This window comes from Bradyrhizobium sp. S3.2.6, assembly GCF_040546885.1.
Lineage (GTDB): Bacteria > Pseudomonadota > Alphaproteobacteria > Rhizobiales > Xanthobacteraceae > Bradyrhizobium > Bradyrhizobium cytisi.
The window spans coordinates 279,695-301,837 of the sequence record NZ_JBEPOS010000004.1 but is presented as its reverse complement, the minus strand read 5'-3'; the positions used below and the strand labels follow the sequence as shown (position 1 = coordinate 301,837).

The 22,143-nt window shown below is 65.0% G+C and carries 20 protein-coding genes and 2 tRNA genes; 14 read left to right on the top strand and 8 right to left on the bottom strand.

Annotated features, from left to right (window positions below; all coding sequences use genetic code 11):
* Positions 1–132 precede the first annotated feature (132 nt).
* The 4 genes from ABID58_RS11805 to ABID58_RS11790 all read right to left on the bottom strand — a co-directional run bounded on the left by ABID58_RS11805 (position 133) and on the right by ABID58_RS11790 (position 4,473).
* Positions 133–363 carry a hypothetical protein gene (locus ABID58_RS11805; protein WP_354032745.1) on the bottom strand — a complete coding sequence of 77 codons (231 nt, stop codon included), beginning with the start codon at positions 361–363 and terminating at the stop codon, positions 133–135.
* A complete protein-coding gene (locus ABID58_RS11800; RefSeq protein WP_354032744.1) occupies positions 363–1,499 on the bottom strand; it encodes a PepSY-associated TM helix domain-containing protein in 1,137 nt (378 codons plus the stop codon). The genes ABID58_RS11805 and ABID58_RS11800 overlap by 1 nt, the downstream gene beginning before the upstream one ends.
* Before the next feature lie 22 nt (positions 1,500–1,521).
* Positions 1,522–3,771: a TonB-dependent siderophore receptor gene (locus ABID58_RS11795; protein ID WP_354032806.1), complete on the bottom strand. Its 2,250-nt coding sequence runs from the start codon at positions 3,769–3,771 to the stop codon at positions 1,522–1,524.
* A gap of 186 nt (positions 3,772–3,957) precedes the next feature.
* A complete protein-coding gene (locus tag ABID58_RS11790; protein ID WP_148753621.1) occupies positions 3,958–4,473 on the bottom strand; it encodes a MarR family winged helix-turn-helix transcriptional regulator in 516 nt (171 codons plus the stop codon).
* A gap of 183 nt (positions 4,474–4,656) precedes the next feature.
* Here ABID58_RS11790 and ABID58_RS11785 point away from each other — a divergent pair, with 183 nt between their 5' ends.
* Both ABID58_RS11785 and ABID58_RS11780 read left to right on the top strand, forming a co-directional pair.
* A complete protein-coding gene (locus tag ABID58_RS11785) occupies positions 4,657–5,847 on the top strand; it encodes a Rieske 2Fe-2S domain-containing protein (protein ID WP_354032743.1) in 1,191 nt (396 codons plus the stop codon).
* A gap of 155 nt (positions 5,848–6,002) precedes the next feature.
* Positions 6,003–7,295 carry a spinster family MFS transporter gene (locus tag ABID58_RS11780; RefSeq protein WP_354032742.1) on the top strand — a complete coding sequence of 431 codons (1,293 nt, stop codon included), beginning with the start codon at positions 6,003–6,005 and terminating at the stop codon, positions 7,293–7,295.
* Positions 7,296–7,301: 6 nt separating this feature from the next.
* Here the strand turns inward: ABID58_RS11780 and ABID58_RS11775 are convergent, their stop codons facing one another.
* Positions 7,302–8,207 (bottom strand): alpha/beta fold hydrolase, encoded by a 906-nt coding sequence (locus ABID58_RS11775; RefSeq protein ID WP_354032741.1) that lies wholly within the window; start codon positions 8,205–8,207, stop codon positions 7,302–7,304.
* A 45-nt stretch (positions 8,208–8,252) separates the two neighbouring features.
* Between ABID58_RS11775 and ABID58_RS11770 the strand changes: the two genes are divergently transcribed.
* From ABID58_RS11770 to ABID58_RS11760, 3 genes are all read left to right on the top strand, one after another.
* Positions 8,253–8,375: a hypothetical protein gene (locus tag ABID58_RS11770; protein ID WP_354032740.1), complete on the top strand. Its 123-nt coding sequence runs from the start codon at positions 8,253–8,255 to the stop codon at positions 8,373–8,375.
* Between the two features lie 44 nt (positions 8,376–8,419).
* Complete coding sequence (locus tag ABID58_RS11765) at positions 8,420–8,623, top strand: hypothetical protein (RefSeq protein WP_148753617.1); 204 nt, start codon at positions 8,420–8,422, stop codon at positions 8,621–8,623.
* Between the two features lie 417 nt (positions 8,624–9,040).
* A tRNA-Asp gene (locus ABID58_RS11760) sits at positions 9,041–9,117 on the top strand.
* A gap of 189 nt (positions 9,118–9,306) precedes the next feature.
* Here the strand turns inward: ABID58_RS11760 and ABID58_RS11755 are convergent.
* Complete coding sequence (locus ABID58_RS11755) at positions 9,307–10,401, bottom strand: hypothetical protein (RefSeq protein WP_354032739.1); 1,095 nt, start codon at positions 10,399–10,401, stop codon at positions 9,307–9,309.
* A gap of 720 nt (positions 10,402–11,121) precedes the next feature.
* On the opposite strand from ABID58_RS11755, the gene ABID58_RS11750 reads away from it, so the two are divergent.
* The 7 genes from ABID58_RS11750 (at position 11,122) to ABID58_RS11720 (ending at position 19,753) form a co-directional block, all read left to right on the top strand.
* Positions 11,122–11,421 carry an HU family DNA-binding protein gene (locus ABID58_RS11750; RefSeq protein WP_148753615.1) on the top strand — a complete coding sequence of 100 codons (300 nt, stop codon included), beginning with the start codon at positions 11,122–11,124 and terminating at the stop codon, positions 11,419–11,421.
* Between the two features lie 130 nt (positions 11,422–11,551).
* Entirely contained in the window at positions 11,552–12,799 is a 1,248-nt protein-coding gene (gene pepT, locus ABID58_RS11745) for a peptidase T (protein ID WP_354032738.1), read from the top strand.
* A 175-nt stretch (positions 12,800–12,974) separates the two neighbouring features.
* On the top strand, positions 12,975–13,268 hold the full coding sequence (locus ABID58_RS11740; RefSeq protein ID WP_354032805.1) for a hypothetical protein: 294 nt from the start codon (positions 12,975–12,977) through the stop codon (positions 13,266–13,268).
* A gap of 51 nt (positions 13,269–13,319) precedes the next feature.
* Positions 13,320–14,594, top strand: coding sequence for a divalent metal ion exporter subunit IhpA (gene ihpA / locus ABID58_RS11735; protein ID WP_354032737.1), 1,275 nt, complete (start codon positions 13,320–13,322; stop codon positions 14,592–14,594).
* The gene (gene ihpB / locus ABID58_RS11730) at positions 14,591–15,568 is read left to right on the top strand and encodes a divalent metal ion exporter adaptor subunit IhpB (RefSeq protein WP_354032736.1); all 978 of its coding nucleotides are present in this window, start codon (positions 14,591–14,593) and stop codon (positions 15,566–15,568) included. Before ihpA ends, ihpB begins: the two co-directional genes overlap by 4 nt.
* Positions 15,561–18,773 carry a divalent metal ion exporter subunit IhpC gene (ihpC, locus tag ABID58_RS11725; RefSeq protein ID WP_354032734.1) on the top strand — a complete coding sequence of 1,071 codons (3,213 nt, stop codon included), beginning with the start codon at positions 15,561–15,563 and terminating at the stop codon, positions 18,771–18,773. The genes ihpB and ihpC overlap by 8 nt, the downstream gene beginning before the upstream one ends.
* Before the next feature lie 2 nt (positions 18,774–18,775).
* Positions 18,776–19,753, top strand: coding sequence for a cation diffusion facilitator family transporter (locus ABID58_RS11720; protein ID WP_354032733.1), 978 nt, complete (start codon positions 18,776–18,778; stop codon positions 19,751–19,753).
* Positions 19,754–19,774: 21 nt separating this feature from the next.
* On the opposite strand, the gene ABID58_RS11715 is transcribed toward ABID58_RS11720, so the two are convergent.
* Positions 19,775–20,635 (bottom strand): class I SAM-dependent methyltransferase, encoded by an 861-nt coding sequence (locus ABID58_RS11715; protein WP_354032732.1) that lies wholly within the window; start codon positions 20,633–20,635, stop codon positions 19,775–19,777.
* 290 nt (positions 20,636–20,925) lie between these two features.
* Here ABID58_RS11715 and ABID58_RS11710 point away from each other — a divergent pair, with 290 nt between their 5' ends.
* The gene (locus tag ABID58_RS11710) at positions 20,926–21,282 is read left to right on the top strand and encodes a hypothetical protein (protein WP_354032731.1); all 357 of its coding nucleotides are present in this window, start codon (positions 20,926–20,928) and stop codon (positions 21,280–21,282) included.
* Between the two features lie 216 nt (positions 21,283–21,498).
* Positions 21,499–21,575: transfer RNA gene (locus ABID58_RS11705), tRNA-Val, on the top strand.
* A 93-nt stretch (positions 21,576–21,668) separates the two neighbouring features.
* Here ABID58_RS11705 and ABID58_RS11700 read toward each other — a convergent pair.
* Complete coding sequence (locus tag ABID58_RS11700; RefSeq protein ID WP_354032730.1) at positions 21,669–22,073, bottom strand: GFA family protein; 405 nt, start codon at positions 22,071–22,073, stop codon at positions 21,669–21,671.
* Positions 22,074–22,143: the final 70 nt, after the last annotated feature.

Sequence of the window (22,143 nt, the reverse complement as noted above, 5' to 3'; positions counted from 1 at the left end):
TTGCCGCCCCCGGCACGGTAGAAATCCCGGAATCACCCCACGCTGGTATGGAGCAGATCGGCAAACCCAGCAAGGGCGGCCACAGTTTTGCAGGGCAGCCGTTCTAAGATTGCGGCGCACAGGCGGCGCCGGCTATTTGCCGCGCATCGTCGGCGAAAATGGCCCGGTTTTTTGGGGCCGCCGGCGCACCCAAACCCAGGCAACGACCGCGACCGGCGCTCCCACTGTCACCCAGGCGACATACTGGCCGACCGTTCCCCACAGCAATGCAGCCAGGAGACCGGTGATGGTCGCGGCCGCGAGCAGGCCAGGTGCAGCAAAGACACGTGTCCACAGCCGCGCGCGGTCAGAGAAGCCATGCATCACGACGGGACCCGGGCTCGTCTGGCGAATGTTTCGGCTTTGGCAGGGGCACGCTTGCGCCGCCGTGCCACCCAGAGATAGAGGCCGCTGCCGATCACAACGATGGTGAGCGCGTCGAGCGCGGCCCAGATCACCTTGAGCGGCATCCCGCCATAATCGCCGAAATGCAGCGGCTGGGAGATCAGCAGCGCCTGAAGGTAAAGTGGCAGCGCCCTGATATCCGTGACCTCCCCGGTTTCGCCGTCGAGCAGCACCGGCTTGAGCAGGCGCGCGGTCAAAGCGGTGTCGCCACGCATAAAAGCGGCGAAATGGTGCGAGGACGTGAACGGCGTGCCCGGGAAGGCGATGAAGGCGACCTCCATGCCGGGCGCAGCCTGCCTGGCGCGCACGACGACATCATCGAGCGAGGCGAGACGTACCGGCGGCGGCTTGCCGGCATAGGGCGCGACCATGCTGGCGAGCTCGGTCGCCTTCCACTGGTTGAGCATCAGCTCGGCCCAGGTGTTGACGACGCCGGTCAAGCCCACGACCAGCGCCCAGGCCACCGTCACCACGCCGATCAGATTGTGCCAGTCGAGCCAGCGGACGCGGCGCGCGGCGCTGTCACGGATGGTGGCAAAGCGCAGGCGGCGGGTGAACGGCCAGTACAGCACCACGCCGGAGACAATCGCCACACCGAACAGCAGCCCCATCGCGCCGAGGAACAACTTTCCGGCCTGGCCGGCGAACATGTCGGTGTGCAGCTTGAGCACGATCAGAATCGGCCCGACGCCGACCGGCCCGAGCAGCTTGGTCGAGACCGCGTCGAAGGCACGCACGGTCGCGTTGTCAGGCGCACCATCGGGCGCGCTGTTGGTGAAGGCCGTTACGATCCCGGGCTCGTCCTTGTCCCAGGAAACATATTGCAGGACGCGGCCGGGATCGGCGGCGAGCGCGGCGTCGGCGACGACTTGGGGCGTCGCGCGCGCCGCGCTCGCATGAGCTTCGGGCTGGGGGGCGTAGCCCAGGAGCTCATCGATCTCGTGATGGAAGATCAGCGGCAGGCCGGTCAGGCAGAGCAAAAGCAGGAACAGGGTCGAGATCAGGCTGGTCCAGGTGTGGACCATGGACCAGAGCCGGACCGTGCGCGCCTTCACGATGCCCTCCCCTCGCCTGCGCTCACCATTTGTAGGCGAGGCTCGCGGTGATGCGGCGGCGGTCGCCGTAGAAGCAGGACGATGCCGACGCGCAGCTGGCGACATAAATCTTGTCGGTCAGGTTGACCACGTTGATGGCCGTACGCCAGTTCTGCCATTCGTAATGGACCGCGAGATCTCCAAGCACCACCGCGGGAACTTCCAGAGTGTTGGCGGTGTCGGCCCAGGACGCGCCGACATAACGCACGCCGCCGCCGAAACCAAATCCCTCGAGCGGTCCGTCCTTGAAGGTGTAGTCCGCCCAGCCCGAGATCAGCATCTCCGGCGTGTTGGTCGGCGTCTTGCCGATCAGGGTCGGATCGAGGTCCTTGCTGGTGAAGAGATGATAGGCGGTGAACGCGCCGATGAACTTCAGTTCCTTGGTGGCGTTGGCCACCGCTTCGAGCTCGATGCCGCGCGACGTCACCTCACCGGTCTGGTTTTGCAGCAGGACATTCGACGGATCGGTGGTCGCCACATTCTGGCGCTTCAGGTCGAACAGCGACGCGGTGAAATAGCCGTCAAATCCCTTGGGCGCGACCTTCACGCCGATCTCGGCCTGCTTCGCGGTCTCCGGCAGAAACAGCTGGTTCTGCGCGTTGAGCCCGATGATCGGATTGTAGCTCGTCGAATAGGAGACGTAGGGCGCGATGCCGTTGTCGAAGTTGTAGATCAGCCCGGCGCGCCCGCTGAACCTGCTGTCGTCGCGTTGGGCAATGTTTGCGCCCGTGTCGCGGGCGGCCTGCGTCGTCTCGACCCAGTCATTGCGGCCGCTCAGCACCAGCGCGAAATTACCGAGCTTCATCTGGTCCTGGACGTAGGTGCCGGCCTGCTTCTGCGTGAGCAGGAAGTTGCGGAACGGCGCGCCGGTGAGCGGAATGTCCAGGCCATAGGCGGGACTGAAGACGTTGATGGACGGCACCGTGCCGAAGTTAAACGCCTGGTAGTCGTCGATCTGATAGCCCTTCAGATCGACCCCGAACAGCATCGTGTGCTTCACCGGGCCGGTGTTGAAGCGGTACTCGAGCTGATTGTCGAGATCGGCCTGGTTGGCGGTGTTCTTCGCATACCAATTGTAACGGGCCATTGTGGCCGTGTTGATATTGTCCCAGCCATTGCCGACGAAGCCGCGATAGGTCAGGTCGATATGCGCAAACCGCGCGTTCTGCCGGAACGTGAGGTCGTCGGTGAGATTGCGCTCGAACTGGTAGCCAAGCATCTCCTGCTCGCGCGTGAACTTGTCGACGTTGGGATCGCCCGCGAAGAAGCTGGTCGGAATCTTGCCGAACGGCGCGTTGGTCACCGTGCCCTGATAGGGCAGGAAGTTGATGCCGCGGGTGTCCTGCTTCGAGGCCGAGGCCAGCACCGTGAAGGTGGTGTCGGCATCCGGCTTCCAGGTGAAGGACGGCGCGATGAAGTAGTTGTTGTCGGGCGTGAAGTTGACCTGCGTGTTGCCGTTCTGGACCTGGCCGACGACGCGGTAGAACAGCTTGCCGTCCCGGGGCTGCGTCGCGACGGGACCACCGACATCGAAGCCGACATAGGCGTTGCCGAAATTGTTGACGCCGGTCTCGATGTAGCGAACCGGCTCGGCCGGCGGCATCTTGCTGATGACGTTGACGATGCCGCTCGGGCTCGATCCGCCATAGAGCACGGCCGACGGACCGCGCAGCACCTCGACGCGCTCCATGTTCGGCGGCTGCAGCTTCCAGCTTGCATAGGACGTGTAGAACAGCTGCATGCCGTCGAGGAACAGCCCGACGTCGTCGGACTTGAAGCCGCGGATCAGCCACCAGTCGTTGCGGGTGTCAGCGCCAAAGGTGCCGGCGCGCACGCCGGCGGTGTAGCGCAGCACTTCGTCGAGCTTGTTCGGCTTCTGGTCGCGGATCTGCTCGGCGCCGATCACCGAGACCGACTGCGGCGTCTCCATGATCGGCGTGTTGGTCTTGGTGCCGGATGAGCTGCGATGAGCGACGTAACCTTGCACCGGTCCACGTGGCGTCTCGACGATTCCGACGTTGCGCTGTGGCTGCGGTTTCCGGCTGTCGGCCGTCTGCACCGGGCCTTGCGTCCGGCGCGGTGCGCGGACGGCCGCGCGGCGGCGCTGCTCCGGTGCAGCCACGTTTACCGGCGGCAGGCTCTGCGCGCCACTCTGCGCCGGCGATTGTGCAAGCGATACCTGCGGCATCAAAACCCAAACGGACGCGGTCGCCAATACGGCCGACCGCAGCATTCCAAGACTGTTCAACGCGCCACCCCAAAAGTGCAACATGATGCGTCATGCCGCCTGTCCCGGGACGGCATGCGATTGGGTGACGCTTAGGGGAGCGCGCGCGATATCGCTAATTGAAAGGCTCTTAGAACGACTCTTAGAGAGTCTCTTAGAAGCACTCGAATATTTCCGGAGATTGCTGCGCGATCAGCGCGAAACCTTCTCGGCTTCGAGCATCGCTTCCGCCGTCGCGGTGAGACGATCGATTTGCGCAAGCAACGTCTCCAACTCGTCGTTGCTCAATTGCGCGAGCAGCATCCGGTTGCGTTCCTGTGCGCCTTGGACGATCGCGTCATGCGCGGCGAGCCCGGCCGGCGTCAGCGACACCAGCACCTCGCGGCTGTCTTTGGGATTCTCGGACTTCGCGATCAGCTTGCGCGAGACCAGTTCAGCCAGCGCACGGCTGATCTGGCCCTTGTCCTGACCGACGGCCTCGGCGAGCCGCGCCACGCTCATCGGCGGTCGCCGGCCGAGCGAGGCAACCAGACCGAACTCGACCGAGGACAGTCCGGCCAGGCGCTTGTAGCGCAGGATCGCACCGCGCTTGAGCAGGTTGGCCAGCACCATCAGCCGTGACGACAGCATCACGGTGATCGGCGCCGGCGAGTGATTGTCGTCCGTATCGGACGATGCGCGTCCGTCCCTGCTCGATGTCTGGCTCATGGTCCACCTCTGCCAAGAAAGCCAGGACGTGCCAAGCCTTGGTAGCGCAACCTCCCCAGCCTGATCGAAATGCAATTAAGAGGCATCCAGGAAGATCGTTGACATTGTCATCGAACTATTTTTCACTGGGGTCACCGCACCAGAAACGACCCGGCCACAAGGCCTGCGGCGGGAGGAACAAGCATGACGATCACCCAGCGGGATCGCGATCTCGGCACGGCCTATGCGATGAAGCCGGCGCAGACGCGCACCGAGCTCACCTCTGTTGCGCGCGGCGCGCCGATGGGGGAACTGCTCCGCCGCTACTGGCATCCGGTCGGGCTCACCAGCGACGCCACCGACACGCCGAAGAAGGTGCGCGCGCTCGGCGAGGATCTGATCCTGTTTCGCGACAAGCACGGCCGCGTCGGCCTCCTCCACGCCCGCTGCTGCCATCGCGGCACCACGCTCTATTACGGCAAGGTCGAAGAGGACGGCATCCGCTGCTGCTATCACGGCTGGAAGTTCGACACCGAGGGCCATTGCCTGGAGCAGCCCTGTGAGCCCGACGGCGGCCAGTTCAAGGACAAGGTGCGCCAGCCATGGTACCCGGTCGAGGAGCGCTACGGGTTGATCTTTGCCTATATGGGCCCGGCCGAGAAACGCCCAGTGCTGCCGCGCTACGAGTGCCTTGAAAACATGGACGACGGAGAGTTCGTCGAGGCCGACGATACCTCGATCGGCGGCGGGGGGCCTGCGGTCATCCCCTGCAACTGGCTGCAGCATTTCGAGAACGTGGTCGATCCCTACCACGTGCCGGTGCTGCACGGCTCGTTCTCGGGGCCGCAATTCACTGACATGATGGCCTCGATGCCGGAAGTGAAGTTCGACAAGACGCCGCGCGGCATCGCCGTGCGCTCGATCCGCAAGCAGGACGACGGCCGTGCGTTTTACCGCGTCACAGAAGCCGCCCTCCCCACCTTGCGAGTGGTGCCGAACCCGCGCGTGGCGCAGTTCGCCCGCGTGGAATCGATCGGCTGGACGCTGCCGATCGACGACACCTCGTTCCGCATCTATGTCGCCGGCCGCGTGAAAAATTCCGGCGACATCGGCCGCATGCGCTCGAAGTTCAACGGAAAATTCTGGTGGGACATGACGGAGCAAGAGCACCAGCAATTCCCCGGCGATTACGAGGCGCAGGTCGGCCAGGGCCCGGTGACGGTGCATTCCGACGAGCATTTCGGCCAGAGCGACCGCGGCATCCTGATGATCCGGCGCATGCTGGGCGACCAACTCGAGGCGATGGAGGCGGGCCGCGACCCCGTCGGTGTCTCATTCGACGCAAGCGCGCCGCTGGTCGAGTTCGAAGCGGGGAACTACATTCGCGAAGGGTAGAGCCTCGTCCGAGGTGATCGGGCGAGGCTCTGGCTTTTGTTTGACGCGTTTTCTTCACGCGAACCGGTATCCACTTCGCTCGAAAACGCTCTCACGCAACCAGCTCCAATAAGGGCTGGACCCATAAAGATAACAAAGACAAATTGGGGGAAGCGATGGTCGATGTCACGTCACAGGTGCCGGTGCAAACGGCCGCCGCGGCAACGCCGTCGGCGCGGCGCTACTATGTGCTGGGGCTGCTTACCATCATCTACGCGCTGAACTTTCTCGACCGCACGATCTTCAATGGCCTGATCGAGCCGATCAAGAAGGAATTTCAGCTCAGCGATACCATGATGGGCCTGCTCGCAGGCTTCGGCTTCGCGCTGTTCTATTCCCTGCTCGGAATCCCCATCGCGCGCGTCGCCGACCGGCTCAACCGCCGCAACATCGTGGCGCTGGCCCTCGCGTTCTGGAGCGCGATGACGGCGCTGTGCGGCATGGCCTCGAGCGTGACCGCGCTGGCCTTTGCCAGGATCGGCGTCGGCATCGGCGAATCCGCCGGCTCCCCCGCCTCGCAATCGATCGTCGCCGATCTCTTTGCCAAGAACGAGCGCCCGCGCGCGCTCGGCATCTACGCCATCGGCACCTATCTCGGCGTCTTCCTCGGTTATTTCATCGGCGGCTATGTCAACCAGCACTATGGCTGGCGGATGGCCTTCTATGTCGCGGGCGTGCCGGGCATGCTGCTCGCATTGATCCTGTGGCTGACAATCTCGGAGCCGAAGCGTGGCGCGATGCAGGAAAGCTTCGTGCCCGAGCCGCTCGGGCCGACGCTGCGCTTCCTCGTCTCCCAGCAAAGCTTCATCATCGTGCTGATCGGCTTCTGTCTCACCACCTACACGAACTATGCGACGGCGGCCTGGATCCCGCCGTTCCTGGCGCGCGTGCATCATCTGTCGAGCGCCGAGATCGGCACCTATGCCGGCACGTTCAAGGGGCTCGCCGGCATGGCCGGCACCCTGCTCGGCGGCTTCGTCGTGGCGCAAGTGAGCCGCCGCGACGACCGCTGGAAGCTGTGGGCGCCGGCGATCACCTCAGGCCTCGCCGGCCCCGTCTTTGCGCTGTGCATGCTGACGCAGGATTTTGCGATGATGGTGGCGATGCTGGCGCTGACCTCGTTCCTGGTCGGCTTCCATCTCGGGCCGATCTTCGCGATCGCGCAGACGGTGGCGAAGCCAAGCATGCGCGCGCTCGCCTCTGCCCTGATCGCGCTCACCGCGACCTGCTTCGGCCAGGGCGTCGGTCCGCTCGCGGTCGGCGTGGTCAACGACGCGCTGAAAGGCAGCTACGGCGCCGACGCGGTGCGCTATTCCCTGCTCTCGGCGGCGGTCACGACCACTCTCGGCGCCCTGCTGTTCGTCTGGGCGGCGCGGACCATCCGCGCCGACATCGAGCGGGCGAGCTGAGCGCGCTTACGCGCTCATGAAAGCGAGCATGTCCGCCATCAGCCGCTCGCTGTGCGTCAGCGGCAGCGGATGCGGCGCGTCCTCATAGACAATCAGCTTGCTGCCCTTGATCAGCTTTGCGGTCTTGGCGCCCGTCAATGGCAGTGGCGCGCTGGCGTCCTTGTCGCCATGGAGGATCAGCGTCGGCCGATCGATCCTGGCGGCAGCCGCGCGCAGATCGGCGAACGCGGTGCTCTTGCGGCACGCCAGCGCCACCGGCAGCGGCACGCTCAGCATCATCTCGCGGATCCAGGTCCGCGTGATCTCGGGCGTGTCAGGGGTGAAGAACGGCGCTTCGTTCGCCGCGATCCATTTTGCGAAGTCGCGCGCGACCGCCGCGTTGTCCGCCTCGATCATCGCCTTCGGGACCGCATTCGGATTGTCCTCGGTCTTGACCAGGAACGGTGTCGTCGGCGCGACCAGCACCAGCCTTGCGATGCGGTCCGATCCGTAACGGCCGAGGTAGTTCACCGCCTCGGCCGTCCCCATCGAGAAGCCCACCAGCGTCACGTCGCGCAGGTCGCGGGCCTCGATCACCGCGGCGACGTCATCGGTCAGCGTCTCCAAATCATAGCCCGAAGACGGCATCTCGGACCGGCCATGCCCGCGCCGGTCGGGCGCAACGCAGCGGAAGCCTTTCGCATTAAGGGCCGCGATCTGGCTGCCCCAGCTACTGGCGTCGAAGGTCCAGGCCGACAGCAGCAGCACCGGTGGCCCGCTGCCCCAGTCCTGCACGAACAGCTTTGTGCCGTCCCTGGCCATTACATAGGCCGGCCGCGCAGTCTCCTGGGCTGCGGCCACTGGCGCGCTCGCGCCCGACGCCGCAAAGGCGGTTCCAAGCAAGGTGGCCTCAAGGATGGTTCGACGGTTCATGGTGCTTCTCCCTTGCCGGATCGTTCGCGGCCGACGGAAACGATCATGGCGAAGGGAATTGGCCCCCGCGATTACGCGGCAGGTAAAACCACTTATGCCGTCCTGAAATGGCCGGATGAAACCATTTTGCCGAACCGGCGAAACGATGCGGAAACAGATGCTCCTTAAGACATCGGCCTACAGACGGCGCCAAAGCCCGTCGGGAGGCTCGGATGAACCACTCAATTCACTCTGCAGATCGGGGTACCCACCTGAAGATCGTGGTGGTGGCGCTGGTGGCCGGCATCGCAGTTGCCGCCTTCGGGATCGCAGCCCGCACCAACGCCGATTACAGCCAGACCGCCCAGTCCACCCACGTGATCAAGGCCGGCAAGCCGGTGGCGGTCACGAGCTCGGGCGCCTCGACGATCCGCTGATTGCGGAAAAGGTCCGTTTTGAGACAAAACGGCCGCCCTTCAGGGCGGCCTTTTGCTTTTGGCCGATCTCTGAAGAATTGAGGCCAAAAACTCCGAGCCGACTGCCGCTGGAGTGTTGCTGAATCCTGGCGCCGACGTCGTCCCATCAGTATTTGCGCGCGGCCAGCAACATCGCGAAATCCGCGCCGGCCTGGAAGGCGCGCGAGCCGACGGTCAAGCCAATTGTCCTCGGAAATAGCCCGTGGAGCTTGCATCACCATTGATTGATTCGGCGCCCGGAGCCAGCTGTTCGGACCATAGCGATACGGTCCCGCCCCGCTCCAGCCGGCGTTTGCTCCCCGTGAACGCAACGTCCTTGACTTCACCATGTCCCCCCTTTAAGTCCCCCCTCGTTCCGCGCGGACACATACGCGTCACGCGGGAGTAGCTCAGTTGGTTAGAGCGCCGGCCTGTCACGCCGGAGGTCGCGGGTTCGAGCCCCGTCTCTCGCGCCATTTATGGCGGAATATCAATCATTTAGAGAGACGCCTTAACGGAGCCTGGTACGGCGTATCCTGGGTATGCCGAGGACCTCTGACTTGCCGGCCCTGTTCGTTCGCGAGCGCCGCGGCTTCAGGGTGGCCAGTTTGGTCTGCAGACTAAATTCGAGCCCACCGAGCCCGGGCCGGTGGGGCTCTTGCGTTTCAGCGTCCGAGCGCGCCGCGCGCCCATGCATGGCTTAGCGATGTGTTCACGGTGGCCGATGTCGCAAGACTGTTCGTGAACGTCTGGATACCTCGATCGGAAAGGAGCCGATGCAGCCCATCAGGCGACATTTGCTTCGTCGCCAACATCTCGTCGATTTTGAAGTCGTCGACGACGAACGGCTTGCCGGCCTCCCGGCAGACCACCTTCACCGTACATGCGACGTCGCCGCTGGTCTGAGAGACAATTTCAGCTTCGCGCTTGACCGCGAGCTCGCTGAGCAAGAACTGATGCTCGAAGTCCCGGTCGAACATCACAAGAAGCGGTTCCTGGCGATCGCTGGCAACGAAGCGAAGCAGCAAAAACGAGACCAGCACGACGCGTGTGCCGTTCTCGCCAATCAGGCGAACAAACGGCGAGGTCTTGATCTCTTCGAAGGCGACGCCCACGCCAACGGCAAGCGCGATGATGAGATCGAATTCGGCATTGCCATAGATTTTGTCGCCGAGCCATTGCAGCAAGCATGCCCCGAGGCCGATGGGTACGTGCAAGGCCGTAAATTTTGCAGCCTGGCTTCTCGAGAACAGAACCCATGTCAGCCAAGAGAGAAACGCCGGAGCCGACCATTGGAGGTGACCTACGTTCGCAAGCAAGTGCGAGAAGCCATAGTGCCTGCTGACGAAGATGTTTCTGAAGAAGTCGAGACCGAACAGAACCCCGCAGAGCGCTAGCCCCGCGGCCGCGACGGCTGCGCTGACCGCGATGTCGGGGAAAGCAGAGCGGCCGCGCCTGATAAGAAGCCACGCGATCGCCGCCAGCGGGATCGCGATCATGTTGTGCTTCCAGAAACCGGCCAGCACCATCAAGAGCAAAGGACCGAGCACCGAGCGGCCGGACTGCTGGCGCGACAGGAACAAGACCAATCCGAGGCCCATGATCGCCTCGCCGGCGAGTTGGGGATCGTTCGCACCCGCATATGCGGTGAAGTTGTGCGACGTGATCGCGACGTACCAGAAGGCCCCCAACAGGCCTCCAGCCAGTCCTCCCGATAGAAGCCTGACGCAGGCGAATATCTCGACGGCGATCGCGATCACCGCGGTCAGCGAGAGTGCACGGCCGATGAACAGATTGTCGGCGCCAAGCATCCTGCCGAGTGCGCCGACCGCATAGAAGGACAATGGCGGGTAGTTGTTGACGATCAGCGCATCAGACGGGGGATAGAGCGCTCGACCGGCGCCGGCCGCGTCCTGAAAATAGGCGTTCCATCCCTCGGTGAACCAGATCTCCACCAGGAATTGCGATCGCCAGACAGGGTAGACGAGGAAATAGACCGCAGCAAAAGCCATCGCGCCAAGTAACACCGCGCAAACGCGGCCTTGGGCGAAATCAATTGCGATCCGAACGGCCCCCGCCGCCCCTGCTGCCGTGCTATCGGCCGCATTTGGGTTCACGCGGGCACTTGAACATTAACCGCGACGTGCATGCAATCCGATTGGCTACGGGGACACGGCACTGATCGTCTCGATGTGGATGCGCCCAAGCCGGAGCCTGCGGGGGTCGAGCGCTGTCTTCCTCTCGACATTGTGACAACATCTTCAAAGGCTTAGTATCGGCTCTTCATTCCGATTAGCAGTATCGTGCCGCATCTCGACCTATCAGCCGGCAGGAACGCGCGGATTCGATTGAGAAATCACGCGAAAATCCCACGCCCGCTGACCGGCATAGTCAGTCTCATCCCGAATCGTCTAGGCCTGTGGAACTTGGCAGTTTGGGAGCCCCGGCAAGCTTCCGCGCGACACCCGAGGAGGCCAGATATGGCGAAGAAGGCAGCTGCTCCGGCCACGATCACGCTCAAGCACCTCGCGGCCGAGATCGCGGAAAGCCAGGACCTCTCGAAGAAGCACGCCGAGGCCGTCCTCACCGACCTCGTCGAGCTGATCACCAGGCATCTGAAGAAGGGCGACCGCGTCCGCATCGTCGGGCTTGGCATCCTCCAGGTCCGCAAGCGGGCCGCCCGCACCGGCCGCAATCCCGCCACCGGCGAGGCGATCCACATCAAGGCCAGCAAGAAGGTCGCGTTCCGCCCGGTCAAGGAACTGAAAGAGGCGATCTGATGCTCCCTTTCGTTTAGTCGGATTCGCCTTCGTCCGGCCGCAACGCGGCCCGCTTTTCTGGTATACCGGTTGCTTCCCAAGACCTGCTTCCCAAGACCTGCTCCCAAAAGACCCGGCGGTTTGAACAGACATGTCCCTGACCTTCGTCCATACCGTGACCGAGCGCTTCCTGCGTTACGTCACCATCGACACCCAGTCCGATCCGAATTCCCCGGCCTCGCCATCGACCGAGAAGCAGAAGGATCTCGGCCGCGTCCTCGTCACCGAGCTAAAGGCCATGGGCGTCGCCGACGCCCATCTCGACGATTACGGCTATGTCTACGCAACGATCCCCGCCAACACCGACAAGAAGGTGCCGGTGATCTGCTTCTGCTCACACATGGACACCTCGCCCGACGTCACGGGCAAGGATGTGAAGCCGCAAGTCGTGAAGAACTATCGCGGCGGCGACATCACCTTGCCGGGCGATACGACCCAGGTGATCCGCTTTGCCGAGCACCCCGCGCTGAAGAACCAGATCGGCAACGACATCATCACCACCGACGGCACCACGCTGCTCGGGGCCGACAACAAGGCCGGCGTCGCCGAGATCATGGATGCCGCGCATTTCTTCATCAACAACCCTGATGTGAAGCACGGCACCATCAAGATCCTGTTCACGCCGGATGAAGAGATCGGCCGCGGCGTCGACAATGTCGACATCAAGAAGTTGGGGGCCGATTTCGGCTACACCATGGACGGCGAGAGCGCGGGCAGTGTCGAGGACGAGACGTTCTCCGCCGACGGCGCCACCATTACCATCACCGGCGTGAGCGCCCATCCCGGCTATGCCAAGGGCAAGATGGAGCACGCGATCAAGATTGCGGCGGCCATCGTCGAGCGGCTGCCCAAGGAAGGCTGCTCGCCGGAGACGACGTCGGGCAAGCAGGGTTTCCTGCATCCGGTCGGCATCGAAGGCGCGCTGGAACAGGCGACCCTCTCGTTCATCGTGCGCGACTTCACCGAGGAAGGATTGAAGGAGAAGGAGATCCTGCTCGAGACCATCGTCAAGGATGTGATGAAGGATTATCCGCGCTCGACCTACAAGTTCGAGGTCCGCGAGCAGTACCGCAACATGAAGCAGGTGATCGACCGTCACCCGCACATCCTCGAATACGCGATCGAGGCGATCCGACGCGCCGGCCTTCGTCCGATGCGGACCGCGATCCGCGGCGGCACCGACGGCTCGCGCCTCTCCTTCATGGGCCTGCCCTGCCCCAACATCTTTGCCGGCGAGCACGCCTTTCATTCGCGTCTGGAATGGGTCAGCCGGCAGGACATGGAGAAGGCGGTCCAGACCATCGTGCATCTGGCGATGATCTGGGAGGAAAAGGCGTAGGGGCGACATCGCGTTTCGCACACGTAACAATGTTGCGGGTCGACATCGTTGCGGCCGCCGTGGTACCGCAGCCGGATCGGGGAACTCGAGTCATATCGTGACTGCCACCTGCACAGCCAATCGATCGAGCCGCTCGCGCAACTGGCGCGGGCTCGTGGCTGTATTCGTTGCGGTCATGTATCTGCTCTCCGGCGCGCTCCATGGCGCCCACGACATCGATGTCACCAGCCCCGCAGGCGGCTCGGAGATCGCCTCGATCGTCGACAACGGTTCCATCGGTCATGGCGATCACAAGGCACTCGGCGGCCATCACTGCCACGGCTGCTTCTCCGTCGCCGTGGCGCAGCTGATGCAGGCGGAAGCAGCAGCCGACTTCGTTGCCGCACCGGTTCCGCAGCGCGCGCCTGCGCTGATCGGCATTGCGCCTGACACCGAATCCCCGCCCCCCAGAACATCTGACCTGAACTGACCAGTCGGGCGCCGCGTGCGCCCACGATGCTTTTGTTCACAGGTCACCTTCATGTCTTGCAGACGGACTGCCGCGCGCCTTTCGTGCGCGATGACGATTTTCGTCAGCCCCTGGCTGACGCAGCACGCCCACGCCCAGACCCTGACGATGCGCGCGGCGCTGACGCGCGCGCTGGCCGCGAGCCCGCGCCTGACGGCGGCGGAGCGCGACATCGGCGTCGCCACGGGCCAGCGCATCCAGGCGGGCGCCCTGCTCAATCCCGAACTGTCCTATGAGCAGGACAATTCGTTCGGCTCGGGCATCTATCGCGGCACCAGATCGGCCGAGACCACGCTCCAGATCAGCCAGGCTTTTGAGCTGTTCGGCAAGCGCGACGCGCGGATCGCGGCGGGCGCGGCCGGCATCGAGGTCGCCGCAATCCAGCGCAAAGCAATCAGGCTCGAGGTGCTGTCGGAGACCGCGATCGCCTTCCTCAGCGTGCTCGGCGCGCAGCGCCGCATCCAGATCCTCGACGAGCAGATTGCCGCGATCGATCGCCTGACGCCGCTGCTCCGCCGCCGTGTCGAGGCCGGCGCCTCTTCGCCGGCAGAGACCGGCCGCGCCGAGGTCGCCTCGGCGCTGGTGAAGGCCGACCGCGAGCGTTTCAAGGCGACGCTGGCGAGCGCCCGGCGCGAGCTCGCGGTGCTGATGGGCGATCCCGTGGCGAAATTCGGCGAGGTCTCCGGTCGGCTCGACACCATGGGACGGCCGCCGACGTTCCAGTCTGTCGTCGCCGCCATCGACGCCAATCCGCAGCTGGTGCGCTGGACCGCAGTGTATGCGCAACGCAATGCCGAGCTGCTGATGGCGCGGCTCAGGCCCTATCCCGACGTGCGGATCGCGGCCGGCTGGCGCCATTTCAACGAGACCAATGACGATGCGGCGCGCCTCACCGTCTCGGTGCCGATCCCCGTGTTCGACCAGAACCAGGGCAACATCCTCTCAGCCCAGGAAAGCCTGGCCAAGACCAGGGCCGAGCGCGAGGCCAACCGCAACACGCTGATCGTGATCGCCGGCCGCGCCTACGACTCGCTCCAGGGCTCCTTGCGCGAGCTCGCGGTGCTGCGCGAGACTGCGATCCCCAAGGCCACCGAGGCCTCGGAAGCGATCTCGCAGGGCTACGGCCAGGGCCGCTTCACCCTGCTGGAGGTGCTCGATGCCCAAGCCAGCGTCGCCCAGGCGCGGCTTCGCGAGCAGGAGGCGCTGCAGAACTTCCATGCCGGCGTTGCCACCATCGAAGGCCTCGTCGGCAATCCGTTTGCGCTGGCGCGGGAGAGCGCGCGATGAAGACGTCCTCCACCGTCCTCATCGCCATCCTTGCCGCCACGCTCGGCGCCTACGGCTATTCCCTGCTCGCCCCGGCCAGGGTCGCGCCCGCCGCGCATACCGAAGAGAAGAAGCCGGAGAGGCAGAACGATCATGTCGAGCAGGATGAGCATGGCGCCGACCGCATCCGCATCTCCGACGTCAAGCTCGCCGCTGCCGGCGTGACGCTCGCGGAAGCCGCGAGCGCCACGCTGACCGATACGCTGTCCTTCAACGGCATCTTGCGCGCCAACCAGGAGGCCGTGGTGCAGGTCACCCCGCGCTTTCCGGGCCTCGCCAAATCGATCCAGAAGCGGATCGGCGACAAGGTCGGCAAGGACGATCTGCTCGCCAGCATCGAGAGCAACCAGAGCCTGACCGTCTACGAGCTCAAGGCGCCGATCGCCGGCACCGTCATCGAGCGGCAGATTTCGCTCGGCGAATACGTCTCCGAGCAGAAGCCGGCCTTCGTCGTCGCCGACCTCGCGACCATCTGGGTCGATCTGTCGATCTACCGGCAGGACCTCCGGCGCGTCCGCCTCAACGACGAGGTGCTGATCGATCCCGACGACGCCCGCGGCGAGATCAAGGGCAGTATCTCCTACATGGCGCCGATCGGAAGCAGCGAGACCCAGACCGCGCTGGCGCGCGTGGTGCTGCCGAACCCGGAGGGCCGGCTTCGCCCCGGCCTGTTCGTCACGGCGCGGCTGATCCTCGCCGCCCGCAATGTCGCGGTTGCCGTGCGCCGCAGTGCGATCCAGACGCTGGAGAACCGAACCATCGTGTTCGTCCGCGAGGACAGCGACAAGATCGAGGCGCGCCCGGTGGAGCTTGGAGATTCCGATCCGCAATTCGTGGAAATCCGCGCCGGCCTCATACCCGGCGAGCACTACGTCGCCGAAAACAGCTTCGTCGTGAAGGCGGAGATGGGCAAGGGAGACGCCGATCATGATTGACGCCTTCCTCGGCTTCTCCATTCGTCAACGATGGCTCGTGGTCCTGTTCGCGCTGGCAGTCGGCGCCTTCGGCGCCTGGAATTTCACGCGCCTGCCGATCGACGCCGTCCCTGACGTCACCAACGTCCAGGTCCAGATCAACACGCGCGCGCCGGGCCTGTCGCCGCTCGAAGCCGAGCAGCGCATCACCTTCCCGATCGAGACCGCGATGGGCGGGCTGCCCAAGCTCGATTACACCCGCTCGATCTCGCGCTATGGCCTGAGCCAGGTCACCGTCGTATTCCAGGACGGCACCGACATCTATTTCGCCCGGCAGCTCGTCAACGAACGCATCCAGCAGGCGAAGGACCAGCTTCCTGTAGGCACCGAGCTCGCGATGGGGCCGATCTCGACCGGCCTTGGCGAGATCTACGTCTACTCCGTCGAGGCAAAGGCCGGCGCAAAATCGCCCACTGGCGCCGAGTTCACGCCGACCGAGCTGCGCACCATCCAGGACTGGATCATCAAGCCGCAGCTGCGTACCATTCCCGGCGTGATCGAGGTCAACTCGATCGGCGGCTATGAGCGGCAATTCCACGTGCTGCCGATCCCCGGCCGGCTGATGGCCTACAAGCTCGGCTTCCGCGACATCATGACGGCGCTGGCCGCCAACAATGCCAATGTCGGCGCTGGCTATATCGAGCGCAATGGCGAGCAATATCTCGTCCGCGCGCCCGGCCAGGTCGCCGATATCGAGGACATCAGAGACATCGTGATCGGCTCGCGCGGCGGCGTACCGGTCCGCATCCGCGACGTCGCCGACGTCCAGGAAGGCCAGGACCTGCGCAGTGGCGCGGCCTCGGCCAACGGCACGGAGACGGTGCTCGGCACAGCCATGCTGCTGATCGGCGAGAACAGCCGCACGGTGGCCCAACGCGTGAAGGGCCGGCTCGCGGAGATCGCGAAATCGCTGCCCGATGGCGTGATCGCGCGCGCCGTCTATGACCGCACACATCTGGTCGAAGCGACCATCCAGACCGTCGAGAAGAATCTCGTCGAGGGCGCGGCGCTGGTGATCGCGGTGCTGTTCCTGATCCTCGGCAACATCCGCGCTGCGCTGATCACCGCCTGCGTCATCCCGCTCTCGATGCTGTTCACGATCACGGGCATGGTCGAGAGCAAGGTCAGCGCCAATCTGATGAGTCTGGGCGCAATCGACTTCGGCATCATCGTCGACGGCGCGGTCATCATCGTCGAGAACTGCCTGCGGTTGCTCGCCGCCGGGCAGCACCGGCGCGGACGGCTGCTGACGCTGGACGAACGCCTCCAGACCATCCGCGACGGCAGCAGCGAGGTCATCAAGCCAAGCCTGTTCGGCACGCTGATCATCGCCGTGGTTTATTTGCCGGTCCTGACCCTGACGGGGACCGAGGGCAAGATGTTCACGCCGATGGCGCTGACCGTGCTGATGGCGCTCGCGGGTGCGGCGCTGCTGTCGGTCACCTTCGTCCCGGCTGCGGTGGCGATTGTCGTCACCGGCAAGGTCTCGGAGAAGGAGAACGTCTTCATGCGGGCGGCCACGCGGATCTATGTGCCGCTGCTCGAGCGCGCCATCCGTTACCGCGGCAGCGTCGCGTTCGCTGCCGTGCTGATCGTCGCCGGCAGCATCCTTGCCGCGACACGCATGGGCGGCGAGTTCATTCCGAGCCTGGATGAAGGCGACATCACCATCGAGACCATCCGGATTCCCGGCACCAGCCTGACCCAGAGCGTCGACATGCAGCTCCGGCTTGAGAAGGCAGTCAAGCAGGTTCCGGAGGTCGCGACCATCTTCTCCAAGGTCGGCACCGCCGAGATCGCCAACGATCCGATGCCGCCGAACGTCGCCGACACCTATGTCACGCTGAGGCCGCGCGAGGAATGGCCCGATCCCGCCAAGCCGAAGAATGAGGTGATCGAAGAGATCGAGCGCGCCGCCAACACCCTGCCCGGTAGCGCCTATGGCATGACCCAGCCGATCCAGATGCGCTTCAACGAGCTCATCGCCGGCATCCGCAGCGACGTCGGCGTGAAAATCTTCGGCGACGATCTCGACGTGCTCGCCGGTATCGCCCAGCAGGTCAACGGCGTGGTCCGCGCCATTGAGGGCGCCGCCGACGTGAAGACCGAGCAGGTCGCGGGTCTGCCGATCCTCACTGTCAGGCTCGACCGCCAGGCGCTGTCGCGCTACGGCCTCAGTCTCGGCGAGGTGCAGAACCTGGTCGAGATCGCGATCGGCGGCAAGCCGGTGGGCAAGCTGTTCGAGGGCGATCGCCGCTTCGACATCGTGGTGCGGCTGCCGGAAATCCTGCGGGCCAACCCCGACACGATCAGGTCGCTGCCGATCCCGCTGCCGCCCGGCGAGGATGCAGCCGCGGTCACGAAGACCGCGTGGCCGGGGGCATCGGGCACGACACCCCGCTACGTCCCCCTGTCCTCGGTTGCGACAATCGAGATCGCGCCCGGCCCCAACCAGATCAGCCGCGAGAACGGCAAGCGCCGCGTGGTGGTCATGACCAACGTTCGCGGGCGCGACCTGCGCTCCTTCGTCGCCGAGACCCAGGAGGCGGTGACCGAGAAGGTCAAGCTGCCGCCCGGCTACTGGATCGGCTGGGGCGGACAGTTCGAGCAGCTGGTCTCGGCGACCAAGCGGCTGACCATCGTCGTGCCGGTGGCACTGCTGCTGGTGTTCCTGCTGCTGTTCATGGGCATGGGATCGGCAGCGGATGCAGCGCTTGTGTTCTCCGGCGTGCCGCTGGCACTGACGGGCGGCGTCGCCGCACTGTTGCTGCGCGGTATTCCCTTATCCATCAGCGCCGGCGTCGGCTTTATCGCGCTGTCGGGCGTCGCTGTGCTCAACGGCCTCGTCATCATCACCTTCATCGAGCGTCTGCGCAGCGAAGGACGCCCTATTGCGGACGCCGTCCGCGAGGGCGCGCTGACGCGGCTCCGCCCGGTGCTGATGACCGCGCTGGTCGCCTCGCTCGGCTTCGTGCCGATGGCGCTCGCCACCGGCGCCGGCGCCGAGGTGCAGCGGCCGCTCGCGACCGTCGTGATCGGCGGCATCATCTCCTCGACGGTGCTGACATTGCTCGTGCTGCCGGCACTCTACGTACTGTTCCGGCGTGACGGCGCGGGCGAAACGCCTACAATGGCGCCTGATTTGGCGGTTTCCGGGGAGCGCTAGGTTTGAGCAGTCACGACCATCACGGTCATCGCCACCATGATCACGGCCACGCTCATGATCATGGCCATGACCACGACCATTCGCACGGTCACGGGCATGTCCATGCGCCCGCCGATTTCGGCAAGGCGTTCGCGATCGGCATTACGCTCAACACCGCGCTGGTCGTGGCCGAAGCGGTTTACGGCTATCTCGGCAATTCCACCGCGCTGCTGGCGGACGCCGGCCATAATCTGTCCGACGTGCTCGGCCTGGTCGTGGCCTGGGGCGCCTCGATCGCGGCGCGGCGCGCGCCGAGCGGCCGCTTCACCTATGGCTTTCGTGCCTCCACCATTCTGGCGGCGCTGGCGAATGCGGTGTTCCTGCTGGTCGCAACCGGCGCGATCGGCTGGGAGGCGATCTTGCGGCTGCGCGAGCCCGAGCCGGTCGCGGGCGTCACCGTGATGGTGGTCGCCGGCATCGGCATCCTCATCAACGGCTTTACCGCCATGCTGTTCGCACGCGGACGCAAGGACGACATCAACATCGAAGGTGCATACTTGCACATGGCGGCCGACGCCGCAGTCTCGCTCGGTGTCGTCCTCTCGGCGGCGCTGATCATCTGGACCGGCTGGCTCTGGCTCGATCCCCTCACCAGCCTCGTCATCTGCGCCAGCATCCTCTGGGGCACGACCAACCTGCTCCGCGGCTCCATCGACATGTCGATGGCGGCAGCGCCCAGGGGCACCGACCTCGTCGCTATCAAGGCGTTCCTGCTGGCGCGGCCCGGCGTCTCAGGGATCCACGACCTCCACGTCTGGCCGATCTCCACCACCGAGACCGCGCTGACCTGCCATCTCGTGATGCCCGCAGGCAGCGCCGACGCGTTCCTGATGGAGACCGCGCAGCAGCTGAAGACCACCTTCCGCATCGGCCACACCACGCTCCAGGTCGAGACGCATCCGGACAATGGCTGCGCGCTGGCGCCGGATGATGTGGTGTGAGGGGAGTGCGGCCGCTCCAATCTACCCCGCCTTCGCCGTCACGATCCAGATCGCGCCCGGCAACGCGACCGATTGCCCCTTGAGGAACGGCGCGAGCGTCTCGCGGATCGAGGCCTTGGCGGCAGCGTACGTCTCCGGCGGATGGCCCTGCAGCGCGCGGCTGGCGGGGCCGATCTGCAGTGAGCCGTCGACGGCGGCATCGAGCCCGCCGCCGATGGCGATGTCCATCGCGAGATTATGCGGCTCCATCGCCACGTCGATGAAGCCGGCACCTTTCAGGATGCGCGTCACGCGCTCCTCCGAGGCGAAGGCGAACGGGCCCGGCTCTTCCGGCCCGACCGGCGGCATTTTCGGCACGTGCTTGTAGACCGCCATCAACGGCGCCATCATCCACGGGTTTTCCTTCGGCTCGCGCCAGCAGGCAAATGCCAGCCGCCCCGTCGGCTTCAGCGCACGGTGAAGGTTGCTGAAGGACGCAATCGGATCGGCAAAGAACATCACGCCGAAGCGCGAGGCGAGCAGGTCAAAGCTCGCCGGCTCGAACGGACACACCGTCGCATCCGCCAGTACGAAATCCAGCGGCAGCCCCTTCGGCGCAAACGCACGCGCCTGCGACAGCATCGGTTCGGAGACATCGAGACCGAGCGCAAAGCCGTTTGGCGCCACAGCCTTCGCGAACGCAAAAGTCGTCGCACCCGAGCCGCAGCCGACATCGAGAACGCGCTCGCCCGGCTGCGGCTTGGCGCGGTCGATCAGCACGTCGGCAATGGGTCCAAGCACGCTCTCCTGCGCCGCGTGGCGATCGGCCCAGCGCTGGCCGCTCGGGCCGTTCCAATAGGCGATCTGGTCGGCGTTTTGCTCGTGTCCGCTTGGTTGCTGCATCGGAGCCTCTGTCACTCAGGTCAGGCGACATCTATCGCCCACCTGCCAAATCCAGTCTACTCCCTGAGCCGGCCTGAACCGGGGAGCACTTTCCGGCCTCAGCTCGCAGCAGCGCCCTCGTGTCGAGCTCAGGGCACGAGCCGGCGTTTGCCGCAGACATCACCGGCCCCGGCACAGCGCGTCTGTGCGCATTGCGGCCGCATTGGTTTCACCGAACGGCCACATCGGAATCAGATGCCAACCAGATTTCCTCGGTAGATTCGCAGCTCCTCAAACCAGAAAGGCAGACCATGCGCAGCTTCACGGCATCCGTCATCGTTGCAGTTCTCTCCCTCGGAACTCCGGCTCTGGTGCAGGCGCAGGGTGCGTCGTCGCAGCCCGGCGCGGAACAGCCGTCCTCTCAGTCCAGCACGGTGATCCGGAGCATACAGGTGGTGGACGTCAAGGAATTGCAGCCGGCGGTGCGCGCGAAAGTCGATGAACTCGTGGCGCAGACAAGCGACAAGGACATTCAGTCGCTTCGGCAGTCCATCGACGCCACACCGCAGGCAGCCTCCGTCCTCAAGGCGAAGGGCTTGAGTTCGTCACAAGTCGTCGCGATCAACATCGCCGACGGCGTCCTGACGATGTTCACCAAGACGGCCTGATATCGGACGGGAGTTGCGCGGCGGCGGCACGCACGATCGCCGGCCTCTTCCGCCGGATGACGGATTCGCGCTGCGAAAGCGGATTGCCCTCCAGCAGGCCTGCTGCAGGGCTGCTCGTGTCCAGCATGAACCCTGACCAGGCCGCAAATTGGAGCCAGTTTGCGGCGCGTTCGGCTCTTGCCTCGACACCGGCCGGGGCGCTAAAGAGGCCCACCCGGGCGGTTAGCTCAGCTGGTTAGAGCATCTCGTTTACACCGAGAGGGTCCGCGGTTCGAATCCGTGACCGCCCACCAGCCTTCGCCTGCTTCGCTGGCTACGGCTTGGCGAGCCAGCCGAGGCACACATTGGTGCGAGGCCGGCGCAGGCGGGCTTGTCGCAAGCCCAGCTCAATCTTTCGGCCTCCCCTGCAGCAGCGGCACCGCGTCGATCCAGACCACGGCCGACTGACACCAAATCTGCCTCACAGGCCGCAGTTGGTCGCGCTGGCGGATCGAGCCCCAGCGGATGCCCCAATCGTCGGCCTGGTCGCCCTCGCCGCTGGTGAACAGCGGGGAACCGCAGTCGCCACAGAAGTGCTGGAGGCGCATCCGGCCGTTGTCGCCGCGCTTGCCGTAGACCTTTGGCGCACCGGCGATCAGCTTCACGTCGGCCTTGGTGCAGATCGCGGTCACCCGGAACGGCGATCCGGTCAGGGTCTGGCAATCGGTGCAGTGACAGACCGAGACCGCCTCAGGGTCGATCTCGGCCTCGAAGGTGATCCGCCCGCAATGACACTTGCCGTCGATCTGCATCGCCCGGTCTCCTTGCTCCTTGCCCCCCAAATAAAAACGGCGCCCGAAGGCGCCGTTTTATCATCTTTCG

What these genes read in the sequence shown, in the direction of transcription:
- ABID58_RS11805 (WP_354032745.1), bottom strand. Translation starts at nt 363, where the DNA reads ATGCATGGCTTCTCTGACCGCGCGCGGCTGTGGACACGTGTCTTTGCT.
- ABID58_RS11795 (WP_354032806.1), bottom strand. Translation starts at nt 3,771, where the DNA reads ATGCTGCGGTCGGCCGTATTGGCGACCGCGTCCGTTTGGGTTTTGATG.
- ABID58_RS11790 (WP_148753621.1), bottom strand. Translation starts at nt 4,473, where the DNA reads ATGAGCCAGACATCGAGCAGGGACGGACGCGCATCGTCCGATACGGAC.
- ABID58_RS11785 (WP_354032743.1), top strand. Translation starts at nt 4,657, where the DNA reads ATGACGATCACCCAGCGGGATCGCGATCTCGGCACGGCCTATGCGATG.
- ABID58_RS11780 (WP_354032742.1), top strand. Translation starts at nt 6,003, where the DNA reads ATGGTCGATGTCACGTCACAGGTGCCGGTGCAAACGGCCGCCGCGGCA.
- ABID58_RS11775 (WP_354032741.1), bottom strand. Translation starts at nt 8,207, where the DNA reads ATGAACCGTCGAACCATCCTTGAGGCCACCTTGCTTGGAACCGCCTTT.
- ABID58_RS11770 (WP_354032740.1), top strand. Translation starts at nt 8,253, where the DNA reads ATGGCGAAGGGAATTGGCCCCCGCGATTACGCGGCAGGTAAAACCACT.
- ABID58_RS11765 (WP_148753617.1), top strand. Translation starts at nt 8,420, where the DNA reads ATGAACCACTCAATTCACTCTGCAGATCGGGGTACCCACCTGAAGATC.
- ABID58_RS11750 (WP_148753615.1), top strand. Translation starts at nt 11,122, where the DNA reads ATGGCGAAGAAGGCAGCTGCTCCGGCCACGATCACGCTCAAGCACCTC.
- pepT (WP_354032738.1), top strand. Translation starts at nt 11,552, where the DNA reads ATGTCCCTGACCTTCGTCCATACCGTGACCGAGCGCTTCCTGCGTTAC.
- ABID58_RS11740 (WP_354032805.1), top strand. Translation starts at nt 12,975, where the DNA reads ATGTATCTGCTCTCCGGCGCGCTCCATGGCGCCCACGACATCGATGTC.
- ihpA (WP_354032737.1), top strand. Translation starts at nt 13,320, where the DNA reads ATGTCTTGCAGACGGACTGCCGCGCGCCTTTCGTGCGCGATGACGATT.
- ihpB (WP_354032736.1), top strand. Translation starts at nt 14,591, where the DNA reads ATGAAGACGTCCTCCACCGTCCTCATCGCCATCCTTGCCGCCACGCTC.
- ihpC (WP_354032734.1), top strand. Translation starts at nt 15,561, where the DNA reads ATGATTGACGCCTTCCTCGGCTTCTCCATTCGTCAACGATGGCTCGTG.
- ABID58_RS11715 (WP_354032732.1), bottom strand. Translation starts at nt 20,635, where the DNA reads ATGCAGCAACCAAGCGGACACGAGCAAAACGCCGACCAGATCGCCTAT.
- ABID58_RS11710 (WP_354032731.1), top strand. Translation starts at nt 20,926, where the DNA reads ATGCGCAGCTTCACGGCATCCGTCATCGTTGCAGTTCTCTCCCTCGGA.
- ABID58_RS11700 (WP_354032730.1), bottom strand. Translation starts at nt 22,073, where the DNA reads ATGCAGATCGACGGCAAGTGTCATTGCGGGCGGATCACCTTCGAGGCC.